Source organism: Candidatus Poriferisodalis sp. (assembly GCF_965204125.1).
Classification (GTDB): domain Bacteria; phylum Actinomycetota; class Acidimicrobiia; order Acidimicrobiales; family Poriferisodalaceae; genus Poriferisodalis.
Window position 1 is genome coordinate 2942152 of sequence record NZ_OZ241968.1, and the last position, 13761, is coordinate 2955912.

Sequence of the window (13761 nt, forward strand, 5' to 3'; positions counted from 1 at the left end):
TCAGTCTGCGACCACCGTCGTCGCCTCGGGCGACCAGCTGACCGAGACGGGTTCACCGGCGGTAAGCGCCGCTGAGCCGGTTTCCGAGCGTGCGGTGATGGTGGCCGCTCGTTCGCCTGCGTGCGTCCCGCTGGCACCGGCGGTGGGGCCGATCGCGACCGTGTACACGAACGCGTGCCCGAGATAGGTGGCGTCGGTGATGACGCCGTCGAGGCAAGGGGCGCCCGCTGGCGCCTCGCTGCGGCGATGCAGCCGCACCTGCTCAGGGCGCACGCTCAGCGCTGCCGGGGAGCCGACAGCCAGTTCGTTCGCGGCGGCTACCACTGCGCCGGCATCCAGCCGCACCACAGAGGGGCTCTCGGTGACGCCTTCGAGCAGGTTGGTGCGCCCGATGAAGTCGGCTACGAAGCGGTTCGCGGGATGCTCGTACACCTCTGCTGGCGTGCCGACCTGCAGCAGCCGGCCCTCTGACATGACGCCCACGCGGTCGCTCATGGCCAGGGCTTCCTCTTGATCGTGCGTGACGAAGACGAACGTGATGCCCACCTCGCGCTGCAGGGCCTTCAGCTCCACCTGCATCTCCTGGCGCAGCTTCAGGTCGAGCGCTCCGAGCGGCTCGTCGAGCAGCAGCACCTTGGGGTGATTCACCAGGGCTCGTGCGAGAGCGACGCGCTGCTGCTGGCCGCCTGAGAGCTGCGAAGGCCGGCGATGCTCCATGCCTTCGAGTTGCACCAGGGCGGTGGCCTCAGCGACCTGGCGGTCGGCATCGGGGCCGCGGATGCCCCGCATCTGCAGTCCGAATGCGATGTTCTGCGCCACCGTCATGTGGGGGAAGAGGGCGTAGGCCTGGAACACGGTGTTGACCGGTCGCCGGTCGGGAGGCCACGATGCGACTTCCTCGCCGAAGATCGCCAGGCGTCCCTCGCTGGGGATGTCGAGGCCGGCGATCATCCGCAGCGTGGTGGTCTTGCCGCATCCTGACGGCCCGAGCAATGCGAAGAATTCGCCGTCGCCGATCTGCAGGTCAACGCCGTCGACTGCCACGACATCACCGAATCGCTTGGAGATGCCGTGCATTTCCACGGCGGGCACGCCGGAACCAGCATCGGGCGGTGGCGCGGACAACATGTCCTCGCTGCTCATGTCAGCCCCAGCGGCTGTGCAGGCGCCCCGGCACGAACGGCCTGCGTGCAGATGAAGTCGTGAGCGAGCGTTGCAGCCGCCAAGGCGGTGATCTCTGATATGTCGTACGCGGGGGCGACCTCGACCACGTCCATCCCCACGATGTCAAAGGGGGCGAGGCCCCGCACGATCTCCAGCGATTGCGCGGTGGTGAGCCCTCCTGACACCGGCGTGCCGGTGCCCGGGGCAAATGCCGGATCGATGCAGTCGATGTCGAAGGTCACGTAGGCCCGGCGGTCGGCGACCTTCTCCCGCACGACCTCGAGCACAGCAGCGGGTCCGTTGCGGTGCACCCAGGGCGCACCGAGCACGGTGAACCCGTAGTCGTCGTCGTTGTGGGTGCGGATGCCGATCTGGACCGACGCAGACGGGTCGATGATGCCTTCTTGCAGCGCTCGCAGGAACATCGAGCCGTGATCGAGGCGGCCCTCGTCGTCGGGCCAAGTGTCGGGATGCGCGTCGAAATGGATGAGCGATAGCGGCCCGTGCTTGGCCGCATGGGCCCGCAGGATCGGATAGGTGACGAAGTGGTCGCCGCCGAACGTCACCATCTGCGCGCCGTGAGCCAGGATCTCCGTGCAGTGGGCCTCGATTCGCTCGACGGCCTCGGTGGGGTGGCCGTAGTCGATGAAGCAGTCGCCGTAATCGACCACGGCGAGAAAGGCAAACGGATCGAATCCGAAGGGGTAGGCGTCGAGCTCGGCGAGTCCTGTTGACGCTGCCCGGATGGCGCGCGGACCGAGCCGAGCACCCGGCCGGTTCGACGTCGCCATGTCGAACGGGATGCCCGACACGACGATGTCGGCGTCGGCGATGTCGCGGGTGTAGCGGCGTCGCAGGAACGACAGCGCGCCGCCATAGGTCATCTCGGGTTTGCGGCCGTGAAGGTCGTCTGAGCGGAATGCCTGGTCGCCGAGCGTCTCGGCGTCGGAGCCGGCGATCAAGCCTCCTCCGCCCGCCGCGGGATCGGTGCTGTCGCTCACGCGCCGCTCTGTAGTTGTGGGTTGCGCCACACGATCAAGGCAGCCCAGCTGTCAGTTGCCGGATCGGCGATGTAGTTCGGCAGGCCGCACACTGCCTCGAACCCGTTCTCGATCTGGAAGCTCAGCGTCCTGTCGTACAGCCGGCCTTCCCGCACCTCGGCGATGTACTCGTCGGCGCTCATGTTTTCCTTGTGCTCGGCGTAGCCGGGGATGACGCCGCCTGCCACGATGCCGTCCAGGCCGAGATCGATGCAGACCTGCTTGCGCAGCACGTAGAGTTCAGCGCCGATGCCCTTGCGCCGGTGGGAAAGCCGGGTGGCGATGCTGGTGCCGTAGTACCAGCGCCCGTCGGGATCGTGCCCGCTGGCGCTGTGGTCTTCGGGGACCAGATCGGCGATCGTGTGAATCGGGTTCTCCCAGTCGAAGTCGCAGCAGATGCCGACCCCCATGGCCACGAGCTCGTCGCCGTCGAATCCTGCGAAGCAGCCCTCGGGGAAGTCCTGCGCCAGCTGGCTAAAGCCTTGGGCGTCATAGAGGTCGGCGCGGTCTGCGGTCGGGTGGGAGGCCAGCTCCAGGGCCTCCAGTTCGGCAGCCCACTCCGGGAGGATCCGGGCGTATCGCAGGCCCGAGCGCTCGCCGACTGACACGGCTTCGATCTCACGCATCGCAGCACCCCCGCGGCGCCTGCCGCACTCAGCCGCCGGCTGAGAGATTATCCCTGCGCCGGGAAGCGGCTGGCAGCGGCAGTAGTTTTCGAAGGGGATGGCCGCTGCACTGGACTCGGATCCTTGGTCGCTGGAGACGGCATCGACGACGCCGCTGTGGATCGACCGGCTCGAGCCGCCTGTCGCGCCCCGTCCCGCTGTCGAGGGTGATCTCGACGTCGACGTCGCCATCGTGGGCGGCGGCTTCAGCGGCCTGTGGACCGCCTACTACCTCAAGCGGCTGGAGCCTGCGATGCGTGTGGTTGTGCTGGAGCGGCACCACTGCGGCTTCGGTGCGTCGGGGCGCAACGGGGGTTGGGCGGTGGGGGAGCTGGCCGGCTCGGTTGCCGATTACGCGCGGCGTTCCAGCCCGACCGAATCTCGGCGCCTGCTGCGAGCCGTGTTCGACGCCGTCGACGAGATCGGGCGTGTGGCATCCGCTGAGGGCATCGACTGCGACTACGCCAAAGGCGGCACCATCAGGGTGGCGCGCACGGGTCCCCAAGCGGAGCGGCAGGTCGCCGAGATAGCCGAAGCTCGCAGCTTCGGGCTGACCGAAGACGAGATCCGCCTGCTCGATGCTGACGAAGCACGCGAGCAGCTCAACGCCACCGATGTGCGCAGCGGTGTCCTGCTCGGCCCTTCTGCGGTAGTGGATCCCGCCAAGCTGGCGCTGGGGCTGGCCTGCGCCGCCGAAGCGGCGGGGGTGGAGATCTACGAGCAGACTCGTGTAGCCGGTTTCGACGGCGGTGCGGTGCAGATTGCCGCAGAGGGCGCTCGTGGCTCGCCGATGAGCCGCGGCCGCCGCGAAGTTCGGGCCCCGGTGATCGTTCGCGCCACCGAGGCGTACACGAGAGATCTGCAGGGCTTGCGGCGGGACATCTTGCCCGTCTATTCGCGGATGATCGCCACCGAGCCGCTGCCTGATGCAGTCTTCGACGACATCGGCCTCGCCAACCGGCCGAGCTTCGCCGACGATCGCCGCATGGTCACCTACGGACAGCGCACTGCCGACAACCGGATCGCTTTCGGCGCCACCGGGGAGCCGTACAGCTTCGGCTCCCGGATTGTGCCCGCTGCCGAGACGCATCTGGGTATGCACCGGCGGATCTGGCGGGTGCTTTCCGAGATGCTGCCGCAGGTGGCCGAGGCGCGTGTCACCCACCGCTGGGGCGGGGTGCTGGGCATCCCGCGCAACTGGCTGCCCGGCGTGCGTTTCGACCCGCGCAACGGCGAAGGCGTGCTGGGCGGCTACGTGGGCGAGGGCGTGGCAGCGTCCAACTTGGCTGGCCGCACCATGGCCGAGATGATCGCCGAGCGCGATACCGAGCGCACGAGCCTGCCCTGGGTGGGGGTGAGCTCGCGTCGGTGGGAGCCGGAGCCGCTGCGCTGGCTCGGTGTGCGGGCCAGCCGCGCTCTGCTCGGAATTGCCGATGAGCGCGAACTGCGCTCGGACCGTCCGGATCGCCTGATGTCAGGGATTGCGAAGTTTCTCCGCGGCGGCCACTAGTCCCGTTGCGAGGCGGCGCAGATTGGGCGACGCCTCAGTCGCAGTCGAGGCGGTAAGCGCCCTGGTGGGGGACCATGACGCCGGCGGTGGGTCCCCCGAAGTGGGTGCCGATCACCAGGGTCTCGCCGTCGGCCCAGTCGCCGAACGCCACGTGGCGGGTGCGGCGGGCCTCGTCTGGGTCGGTGTCGAACATCGAGCTGAGGTCGGGGTCGGCCAGCTGCATCGGGGTGTGCGCCATGTCGCCGGTGATGATCGCTCGCTTACCGCCGCTGGAGATCACCACCGAGAGGTGCCCCGGCGTGTGGCCCGGCGTGGACTGGAACGACACCTCTGAGCAGATGCTGTCGACCGCTTCGACCATGTTGGCGCGGTCCGCGGCGGCGATGGGAGCCACCGAGTCCTCGAACACGGCATCCCCGAAGAGGTCTTCGTGATTGGCCCAGTAGTCGTACTCGGGCGCGCAGAACAGGTACTCCGCGTTGGGGAATGTGGGCACCCATTCGCCGTCGGCATTCAGGCAGGTGTTCCAGCCCACATGGTCCACGTGCAGGTGGGTGCACACCACATGGGTGATCGACTCGGGCGGGAAGCCCGCTGCGGCCATATCGTCGAGGAACGGACCTTGCTGGCGGTGCCACAGCGGGTTGGTGCGTTCCTTGTCGTTGCCGACGCAGGTGTCCACCGCGATGCGGTGTTCGCCTGCCGAGATCACGCAGGTATGGATGCGCTGCAGCAGGTAGCCGTCGTCGCTGACGAAATGCGGGCGCAGCCACGGTGCGGCTTCCGCTCGGGCCAGCACGCCGCCCTTGCTGACGCCGTCGTAGAGGAAGCGAGGCGAGGTTGGCGTGGCGGCCTCCGAGACGGATGTGATGGACACCTCGCCGATCTGCCAGTGCTGCGGCTCGGCACGCTCGCTGCCGGCGTCTGTCTGGTCGGCCTCGCTCTCAGCGGCGGCGTTCACGGCTGGCGCCCGACGTAGCCCAGGTAGCGGTGCGACATCGGCGCGTCGTCGGGCACATCGACCGCATCGGTGATCAGCCTCCACTTGCGGGGAATGTCGCCCAAGGCTTGCACCCGAGCGAGGGTGGCCTCGCACAGGTCGTCGGGCAGGTCGATGGGGTTGCCGCTGGCCTGGGCCAGGTCCCATGCGTGGGTCAGCGGATCCCACTGCACCATGCCCACGAAGTTCTCGAAGCTCATCGGCCCGAACCAGTACTTGTCCTCGGCGGAGAGGTCGGCGCCGTCGATTGCGGCGAGCACGCCGTCGCGGGTGGTCTGCCATTGGGCCGGCGGATCGCCGGCGTCGTCGGCCATCTGGGGCATGCCCACCTCGCCGGTGCGGGCGATGCCGGCGAGCGCGTCGAGCACGCCGCACTGGTGACGCAGCAGCTCGGTCGCATTCCAGTCGGCGCACGGCGTGTCGTTGGCCCAGGCATCGTCGGGCACGCTGGCCACCACCGAGTCGAAGAGCTCGACGGAGCGCTTGAATTGGTCAACGATCTCGCTCATCGGCAAGAACCTCCCTGTGTGGTCGCAACCGAGCGGCGACCTGCGGCGGATGCCGATGGTAGGCCGACGAGCGCCCGCAAGCCCGTGTCAGTCGGCGTCGACGAGATTGACGCGCGGTCCGGCAAGTGCCGGCAAGCCCGTTCAGTCGGCGTCGACGAGGTTGACGCGCAGGCCAGCGAGCGCGACCTGGCTGTCGTTCACGTAGCAGTCCCGCGTGCGGGCTGCTGCGAGCACCGCTGCGCGGTCGACAGTCGTGACATCGATGGCACCGAGGCCTTCGCCGCGCCCGTCGGCTTCCGGCACAAATCTGAGGGTGGCGTTGTCGAGCTGGATCGTGGGGTGGCCGTCGGCATCGGTGTCGAGGTCGATCTGCGCGATCTGGCTCCAACGCTCGGCCAAGCGCTGCGGGTCGGGGCTCTGGAGCTCGGCGGCGGCGATGTTGCTCACCCTGTCGGTGCAGACGTAGGGCTCCCAGTAGGAGCCGGCAGGCGTCCAAGCGCCTCCGACGTCGTCGCCGGTGGGTCCGGTCATCTGGTCCATCTCGAAGAAGGCACCGCCGGTGTCGGCCGGGTGCAGCTGCATGCCGACATGGCCCTCTTCTGGGAAGTTCATCTCGAATGCGATCCGGATGCCCAACTCGTCGACGTGGGCACGGCGCGCAGCAACGTCGCTGACCTGGGTGATGACCATGTACCCGGTGTCGCCGCCGCGCCGCTGCTGGTACCGGCCGGCAGCAGTGTCTTCTTGGATCGGCGTGACGCACTCGAGGAACTGGGTGCCCACCGGCCACAGCACATTCTTGAGGCCGAAGATGCCGACACCGGGATCGGTGAAGCACGGCTCAACGCCGAGAACGCTCTGGATGTCCGCCGAGGTCTGGGCCAAGTCGGCAGTAGTAACAGCAATCTGACGAAGACGAATCCACATGCCCGCCACCCTAGGAGAGCGGCCTGCACGGTGCCCGCTCGCCGCAGGACTCCACATACATCCCGCAGCTGGGCCGCCGACCCGGGTGGCAGGCAGATGCCGAGGCAGCAGCCCTCGAACATCAGCAATTACCTCGCACATGGCTCTGTGCCGATCGTCGCCCAGCTTCGGGAATCCATGGGTCCGGCGCTGGCTGAGCGGACCGTTGCGGTTGGTCGGTCAGGCTGCGGCTGCTGGATCGGAGTCTGTGGTGATGGCCGGGTCAGGTAGCCGGACGTGATCTCGGCTGGGTGATGCCGTGGGGTCTCGACCGGATGGTTCGGTAGGTGCAGGCGGGCTGGGTTGGCCGCCGGGGGGTGCTCGTCGTGGTCGGCCGCCGGGTGGTGTTTCGATGGGCCAGTGGCGTTGGTGATGGTCAAGGTGGCAGGGTTCGCACAGGTTGGCGAGGTTCGGAATGTCGGTGTTCCCGCCATCTTCGAAGTAGTCGATGTGGTGGGCGTGGCATTGCTCGGAGTGGGTGGCGCACGCGATGCAGCCGCCGTCGCGGATGGCCAGGATGATCCGTTGCGCCTCGGACGCGCTGCGGACTCGGCCCAAGGCGAGTTGGCTCCAGTCGCTGTTGAAGATGGCCGGAAGGATCTTGGCGTCGGCGGCGAGCTCGGCAAGCTGATTCGCCGAGATAGGCGTGCCGTCATCGAGCCGAGGGTTGGCGAGCTGCCCGGAGACGCTGTCATAGTCGGCGGCAATCACCAAGCTGGCGCCGGGACGTTGGCGACCCAGGATCAGATCGCACAGGGCGTCGGCGTTGCGCTGAGGGAACGTGTCCTCGGCCGAGTCGTCGCGCTGGCGCACGGCGCGCTCGGCCGCAGCGAGCTGCATGCTGATTTGGCGGCCGACGAGGTAGTCGAGATCGGCGTTCAGGTGCCACATGCCGTCGTCGCCCAGCCGCATCGAGCAGCGCCGCTGGTGCCGTTGGAGGGCAAGCTCGGCGTCAGCGGGCTCAACGGTTCCCCCTGGGGTTGCCGCAGCGGCTTCCGCAGCAAGGTCGGCGTAGACCTGCTCGCTCTCATAGGCCAGGGAGTGGCGGGCCACCACATCTGACGGATAGGCACGGCACAGCCCCAAGAAGTCGGACTCGCCGCGGCGGTGGGTCTTGGGAGTCTCCCGGGCGATCACTTTGGCATGGGACATGTGGATCTCGCCGGCCGCCAGCGCATCGAGCGTGTCTCCCAAGGAGTGCTCGGCGAGCGATTCGGCGAGCCGGGCTTCGCTGCGAGCTTGCGCGCCATTCATGCGCGTGTACTCGCGCAGCTGCCACGCAGCAGACTGCGCTCCGTCTCGGGACACCAGCTCGCCGACCGCCGCCAGATACTCCGCCTCGATGCGGGACCGCTCCGCCGTCAGCTTGACGACACGGTCCAACAGATCGCTGTCGGTCAGCGACTCCAGCCCCAACCTCGCCGCACACTGCGCCTCAATGAACGGGCCGCGCTCGGCGCCCCGAGCACCGGCCCGGACCTCGGCAGCCTCACGGTTGAGTTCGGCCCAGTCCGGCTCGTCACCTCCCGACTCTGCGGGATCGTCAGATCGACCGACCGGATGCACTTCAGGCACGGCAACACGGCTGCCGGCACGGTGCTCGAAGCGCAACTCGGTGAACATGAGACGAGTATACACACAAATGTTCGTACAAACAAACATTCGCGCGCATCCGAATCTCCTCGTTTCGATGTCGGCAATCGGGTCGGAGTACCGCTGAGCAGCTGCGGGCCTACTGAATCAGGGAACAACCCACCTGCGCACCTGGTCACAAATGGAACGTGCACGACCAACCGTCCGGTTGCATGGCCGCTTGCAACACGGGCGGCCTGAGCGCATTCCCGCAGCCCAGATCAAGCAGCAATGTGACGGTGTCGCCGTCGACTCCGGGGGGGGTGGCTACTTCCCTGAGTCTTGGCGGGGCCGCCTGGCTTCGGAGCGGACAGCCCGCGATGGGTCCGCCTGATCGGCCTCGATCTGTGCCACCAGCTCAGGATTGCGCAACAACGCCGCCTCACGCGCCGACATCACGACAGCCGGCGTGGGCGGTTGGGTGTCATCGGTCTCGTCATCCACGGACCAATTGCTGCCACGCCGACAACGGCGGAAGGCCGACCGCACTCGCAGAGCGGACCCTGACAGCGTGTCGCACCCTCGCAGTAGCTTCGCCGCCATGAACGACGAGCAGGTTTGGATGCAACGCCTAGGTGCATTTCTTGACCATGTGCAGGACACTGCCAATGCAACGGACCCGGCCGGGCTCATCGGGAACCTTCGAAGTGTTGTGAACCGTTGGATCCCGTATGCACTCGGCCAGCAGGCCCGTCCTGATGAACGAAACGAACCGCTCTTGACGGAGTGGGTGACGAGGGTGCTCGATCTCCAAATCAAACCTCAGGGGGATTATCGGTCACGCGTCCGACGGTGGTGGAGATGGTGTGAGGGCAGTTCAGCGGTGACAGAGTTGCCCAACTGCTGGGTCGTACGGGCAGGGCGCGAGGGCGAGGCTGTCGAGCACAACCTCCGTAACGACGTCGTCACTATCGCCTGGGCCGGGTGGGGCGATTGGAGCGGCGTCGAGGGTTGCGAATCCCGTGATGCGCTCAGGGACTTCATCGACGAGCGGTTTGGGGATCTGTCCGAGAATGACCGGCAGAGCGCCCTCACGCAGATATGGGCGTTCGGCGGCAGAATCAAGGCAGGCGACCTCGTCGTGATGCCAATGAAGGGGACGGACGGTAACCCGATCGCTGTCGGCCGGGTCGACGGCTCATTCGAATACGACCGCAGCCAACCGGATCATTTGCAGAAGCGCCGAAGGGTCACTTGGCTGAGAACCGGAATTGAGCGCGATGTCATCAGGCAGGATCTCCTGTACTCGATGGACAGTTCGGGGACTGTCTTCGGCCTTCGCACGCGTGATGCGGCGTACCGAGTCCGCTATATCGCAGAACACGGTGTCGATCCCGGCCCTCAAGATGCGGAGGCGCCGGCCGACCAGGACCAGTCGGTGCGGCTTGCGCAGTTGGTGGCTGAGTTTCGCGCCACCGGCTATCCCAGCGATGATGATCACCAGCACGAGCTAGCGCGAGCCGAGTTCGAGCAGATTCTGAGGTCGCTACCAGAAACCGCTCATGACGAACGCGAGGCGGTCAAGGCGGTGTGGAACCCTGCTGAGTTCGACTACGGCAGCGTGGGGTATGCAGGCGCGGGCGCCAACAAGCTCGTCAACAAGGCATCCGCGCAAGATTGGCCTCTGATTCGTAGCGAGTTAGCCGAAGTGTGCTTCGGCAGCGATGACGAGGCCACGCGACTTGATCGAGCCGCAGCGTCCGGAGTCCTGAGTGGCGTGCGGTACGTGACTGGGACGCGTTTGCTTGCAATCTGTCAGCCGCGCGACATCATCCCGATCTACCTATTGCGCAAGAGCCGCAAGTACCCGGGCGTGATCGACATGATCGAGGTCCTTGACCGATTGGGTCTCATTGGCGAGGACGATCAGCAGGGGGTTCACGAACTGCTCTCGCTTCCAACGGCGGGCCTGAACTCGGGGGCAGTGGTGATGCGGGCCAACGACCTGCTGCTGGACACGCTGCGTCCGCACTTTTCTGACAACGTCGATGTCGACACATGGGGAATGTCCAAGTTCCTCTACTGGGTAATGGAGCGGCACCCGAACGACGACGAGCCGGACGAACCATGGATCGACGAAGTCGACCTAGCGGTTCTGGCCGACGACCTGCTGTGCGACGTGGGATTCCTCAAGGACATCGTGGCGCTCTTGGAGGACAAGGGGCAGGTGATTCTCTATGGACCGCCCGGGACGGGCAAGACCCACTTCGCGGGAGAGCTCGCCTGGAAACTGACGGAATACGGCGACGACGAGGTCCACGAGGGGTACTCGTTGGTGCAGTTTCACCCGGCGTACTCCTACGAGGACTTCTTCGAGGGGTTCCGACCTCAAGTCGATGAGGACGGACGGATGACCTACAAGCTCACGCCGGGGCCGTTGGTTCGGCTCGCCGAGCGCGCGGAAGAACATTCAGACGAGTTGCACGTCATGGTCATCGACGAGATCAACCGGGCGAATCTGCCCAGAGTGCTAGGCGAACTGCTGTACCTACTGGAGTACCGCACAGAGCCGATCCAGACCCAGTACCGACCGGAGGAGGACTTCTCGCTGCCTGAGAACCTGTGGTTCATCGGCACGATGAACACGGCAGACCGCTCGATCGCGCTGATTGACGCTGCTATGCGGCGGCGGTTCCACTTTGTGCCGTTCTTCCCAGATCGTGAGCCGACGGCGGGGCTGCTGCGGAGGTGGTACGAGGACAAGGAGCTCGAACAGGATTGGGTGGCTGACCTGCTCGATGCGGTCAACGAACGGCTCCGGGCCGATCTTGGAGGCGACTACATGCTGATCGGGCCGAGCCACTTCATGAAGCAAGACCTGGACGAGAACGGCTTGCGGCGAATCTGGGAATACAACATTGAACCGCTCATCGAGGACCAGTTCTTCGGTCGGCAGGTGGTGATCGACAGCTATCGGTTCGGCGAGGTCTGGAGGCGCGATGGCCCCGGTGCGGCCGTGCCGGCCTCGGATATGGGAACGTCCGACGGATCCGGTGAGGAAGCTGAGCCCGCATCCAACCACGATGAGAGCCCTGAAAGCCACGGCGACTCGTAGATGTCGGTCGTCGATAGTTCGGTGAGGCCGGATGTCTCCGAGATGGTTCCCGAGTTGGGCGGGGAACAGCAGATCGTGCTCCACGAGTGGAGCACCGAACGTTGGCAACTCGATGACGGGATGGCGCGTTGCCTCGGGGAGACGCCGTGGGTTTCGGTGGCGACTGACCAAGAGCCTGGGTGGTGGAAGGTTTCAACCCGGCAGTGGGTAGGTGGGTTCTCGCTGGGTGATCTGCGGGTCATCGTTCGTCCGAAGATCAAGCCCGAGAACTTGTTCTTACTGCTGGAAGTGGGGTTGCCGTCTGAGGCTTGGCGGGCCGAAGCGATCGACTACGCAACCAACGACGAGCTGCTGCCGGCGCTGGTTTCGTTCTTCGCACGCACCGCCGAAACCACGCTGGCACGTGGGCTGTTCCATCACTACCGGCACGAGGAGGACGACTTGCTTGCGCTGCGGGGACGCATCGACTTCGTGCGACAGTTCCGGCGGGGCGGGGTACTGGTGCCGATGGCCTGCTCTTGGGATGACTTCACCGCCGATGTCGACGAGAACCGCTGCCTGACTGCGGCAATTCGGTTGGCGCTGCGTGTGCCCGACGTACCACACGACGATCGGCGGCGGCTTCGCCGGCTGCTCGCAGCGCTCGACGGCGTGGCGGAACCGACAGCGACGGTGGCGCTGGATCGTCTCGACCGCATCCAATACACCCGGCTCAACGAGCACTATCGGCCCGCATTGCGGCTGGCCCGGCTGATCCTGGCTAACTGCACCCTGCAAGACCAACACGGCGACACTGCGGCGTCGGCGTTCATGTTGGACATGAATCAGCTCTTCGAAGACTTCATCACCGCTCGCTTGCAGCGCGCATTGCGCGGGCAGCTCGAAGTCAAGGCCCAGAGCCGACCTCACCTCGACGTCGAGAAGCGCGTCGAGATCAGACCGGATCTCACCTTTCTCCATCATGGCGAGACCATTGGAGTGGCCGATCTCAAGTACAAGCTCACGGACGGCGACTCGAGTGCGGCGGACACCGGCGGACCTCTCGCCCGGCACGGCGATTACTACCAACTGCTGGCCTACACGACGGCGCTCAAGCTGACAGAAGGCACCCTCATCTACTGCGCCGACGCGAACGAAGACGCATCCGTCGAGCAGCAGTTCCCAAACGAATCGTTGGCCACGTCAACGATCACGATTCGACACGCGGGTACGAGACTTCACGCCGTCGCCATCAACCTGTCAGGCAGCCCCAGCGACATTGATGGCCAGATCGCCGCACTCGCCGAACATCTCGTCGAGACGTCGGGCACGTCAGTCAGTTGAGGACGCGCCGGACGGGCGATGTCGGTCGAGGAGGCTGTTGAGCTGGGCGCCGGCGAGGAGGCCCATGGCGAGCAGGTAGAGCCACAGCAGCAGGCTGAGGGCGCCGCCGAGCAGGCCAAAGACGGCGTTGACGCCGTTCGAGGCGAGCTGCAAGTAGGCACCGAACCCGCCGGATACGGCCAGCCACCACACCGTCGCCAGCAGGGCTCCCGGGACTTCTCGTCGCCAGGTGAGCTTGTGGCGCGGGGCGATCCGGTACACCGTTGCCGCCCACGCCACGACTGCCAGGAAGACGACGGGCCACCGGAGCCAGTCCCACGCCGTGCTGAACGAGCTTCCAGCGCCCAGTCGGCCAGCCAGCTCGGAGCCGCCGCCGAACAGCGGCCCCACGACCACCATCGTCGCCACCACGACGGCGACCACCAACGTCAGAAATGTCAGGGCGAAGCCCACGAAGCGGGTCGACAGCCAGCTGCGAGCGCCGTGGTGGCCGCGGGTCACGTTCAAGGCACGCACCACGGCGATGAAGCCGCGCGACGACGCATAGGCAGCCACGACGATGCCGACGGTCACGACCCGTGCGTCGGAGCGATCGAAGAGATCGGCGACCGTGGCGTCGAGCGTATTCTGGTCTCCGAAGGTGTCGCTGATCCGTTGCAGCAGCCAATCCTCGGTGCCGGATGCCGCGCTCTGGCCGATCAGCACGTCGAGCGATCCCAGCAGCGCTGCGAACACGATGACGGCGGGGAAGAGCCCCAGGAGGGCGAAGAACGCAATCTCGGCGGAGAGCCCGGCGATGCGGTGCTGAGCCCAGTCCTGGCGGACCTCGTTGGCGATATTCAGGGCGCTGCGACTCAGCTTGCGGAGCCTCGATGTAGGGCTCGCTGGCACGGGGGG

12 protein-coding genes are annotated in these 13761 nt (G+C 66.4%); 3 read left to right on the forward strand and 9 right to left on the reverse strand.

The window, feature by feature from the left end:
• Genes ACOGXD_RS13590 through ACOGXD_RS13600 form a run of 3 tightly spaced genes read right to left on the reverse strand, consistent with a single transcriptional unit; the run spans position 1 to position 2830 of the window.
• Positions 1–1128 carry an ABC transporter ATP-binding protein gene (locus ACOGXD_RS13590; protein ID WP_419915557.1) on the reverse strand — a complete coding sequence of 376 codons (1128 nt, stop codon included), beginning with the start codon at positions 1126–1128 and terminating at the stop codon, positions 1–3.
• A gap of 11 nt (positions 1129–1139) precedes the next feature.
• Entirely contained in the window at positions 1140–2165 is a 1026-nt protein-coding gene (gene speB / locus ACOGXD_RS13595) for an agmatinase (protein ID WP_419915558.1), read from the reverse strand.
• Positions 2162–2830: a GNAT family N-acetyltransferase gene (locus tag ACOGXD_RS13600; RefSeq protein WP_419915559.1), complete on the reverse strand. Its 669-nt coding sequence runs from the start codon at positions 2828–2830 to the stop codon at positions 2162–2164. The genes speB and ACOGXD_RS13600 overlap by 4 nt, the downstream gene beginning before the upstream one ends.
• 97 nt (positions 2831–2927) lie before the next feature.
• Between ACOGXD_RS13600 and ACOGXD_RS13605 the strand changes: the two genes are divergently transcribed.
• Positions 2928–4379 (forward strand): NAD(P)/FAD-dependent oxidoreductase, encoded by a 1452-nt coding sequence (locus tag ACOGXD_RS13605; protein WP_419915560.1) that lies wholly within the window; start codon positions 2928–2930, stop codon positions 4377–4379.
• Positions 4380–4413: 34 nt separating this feature from the next.
• On the opposite strand, the gene ACOGXD_RS13610 is transcribed toward ACOGXD_RS13605, so the two are convergent.
• From ACOGXD_RS13610 to ACOGXD_RS13630, 5 genes are all read right to left on the reverse strand, one after another.
• On the reverse strand, positions 4414–5340 hold the full coding sequence (locus tag ACOGXD_RS13610) for an MBL fold metallo-hydrolase (protein ID WP_419915561.1): 927 nt from the start codon (positions 5338–5340) through the stop codon (positions 4414–4416).
• Positions 5337–5888 (reverse strand): TIGR03086 family metal-binding protein, encoded by a 552-nt coding sequence (locus ACOGXD_RS13615; protein ID WP_419915562.1) that lies wholly within the window; start codon positions 5886–5888, stop codon positions 5337–5339. The genes ACOGXD_RS13610 and ACOGXD_RS13615 overlap by 4 nt, the downstream gene beginning before the upstream one ends.
• Positions 5889–6029: 141 nt before the next feature.
• The gene (locus ACOGXD_RS13620) at positions 6030–6815 is read right to left on the reverse strand and encodes a hypothetical protein (protein ID WP_419915563.1); all 786 of its coding nucleotides are present in this window, start codon (positions 6813–6815) and stop codon (positions 6030–6032) included.
• Between the two features lie 219 nt (positions 6816–7034).
• Complete coding sequence (locus ACOGXD_RS13625; RefSeq protein WP_419915564.1) at positions 7035–8477, reverse strand: HNH endonuclease; 1443 nt, start codon at positions 8475–8477, stop codon at positions 7035–7037.
• 276 nt (positions 8478–8753) lie between these two features.
• Entirely contained in the window at positions 8754–8930 is a 177-nt protein-coding gene (locus tag ACOGXD_RS13630; protein WP_419915565.1) for a hypothetical protein, read from the reverse strand.
• Between the two features lie 379 nt (positions 8931–9309).
• Between ACOGXD_RS13630 and ACOGXD_RS13635 the strand changes: the two genes are divergently transcribed.
• A complete protein-coding gene (locus ACOGXD_RS13635; protein WP_419915566.1) occupies positions 9310–11541 on the forward strand; it encodes an AAA family ATPase in 2232 nt (743 codons plus the stop codon).
• The gene (locus ACOGXD_RS13640) at positions 11542–12864 is read left to right on the forward strand and encodes an McrC family protein (RefSeq protein WP_419915567.1); all 1323 of its coding nucleotides are present in this window, start codon (positions 11542–11544) and stop codon (positions 12862–12864) included.
• Here ACOGXD_RS13640 and ACOGXD_RS13645 read toward each other — a convergent pair.
• The gene (locus ACOGXD_RS13645; RefSeq protein WP_419915568.1) at positions 12853–13755 is read right to left on the reverse strand and encodes a YihY/virulence factor BrkB family protein; all 903 of its coding nucleotides are present in this window, start codon (positions 13753–13755) and stop codon (positions 12853–12855) included. The two genes, ACOGXD_RS13640 and ACOGXD_RS13645, sit on opposite strands and share 12 nt — an antisense overlap.
• Between the last annotated feature and the right edge of the window lie 6 nt (positions 13756–13761).

Bases quoted from the DNA above. Each gene is read 5' to 3' on its own strand.
- ACOGXD_RS13590 (WP_419915557.1), bottom strand. From the start codon at position 1,128: ATGTTGTCCGCGCCACCGCCCGATGCTGGTTCCGGCGTGCCCGCCGTG.
- ACOGXD_RS13600 (WP_419915559.1), bottom strand. From the start codon at position 2,830: ATGCGTGAGATCGAAGCCGTGTCAGTCGGCGAGCGCTCGGGCCTGCGA.
- ACOGXD_RS13605 (WP_419915560.1), top strand. From the start codon at position 2,928: ATGGCCGCTGCACTGGACTCGGATCCTTGGTCGCTGGAGACGGCATCG.
- ACOGXD_RS13615 (WP_419915562.1), bottom strand. From the start codon at position 5,888: ATGAGCGAGATCGTTGACCAATTCAAGCGCTCCGTCGAGCTCTTCGAC.
- ACOGXD_RS13620 (WP_419915563.1), bottom strand. From the start codon at position 6,815: ATGTGGATTCGTCTTCGTCAGATTGCTGTTACTACTGCCGACTTGGCC.
- ACOGXD_RS13625 (WP_419915564.1), bottom strand. From the start codon at position 8,477: ATGTTCACCGAGTTGCGCTTCGAGCACCGTGCCGGCAGCCGTGTTGCC.
- ACOGXD_RS13640 (WP_419915567.1), top strand. From the start codon at position 11,542: ATGTCGGTCGTCGATAGTTCGGTGAGGCCGGATGTCTCCGAGATGGTT.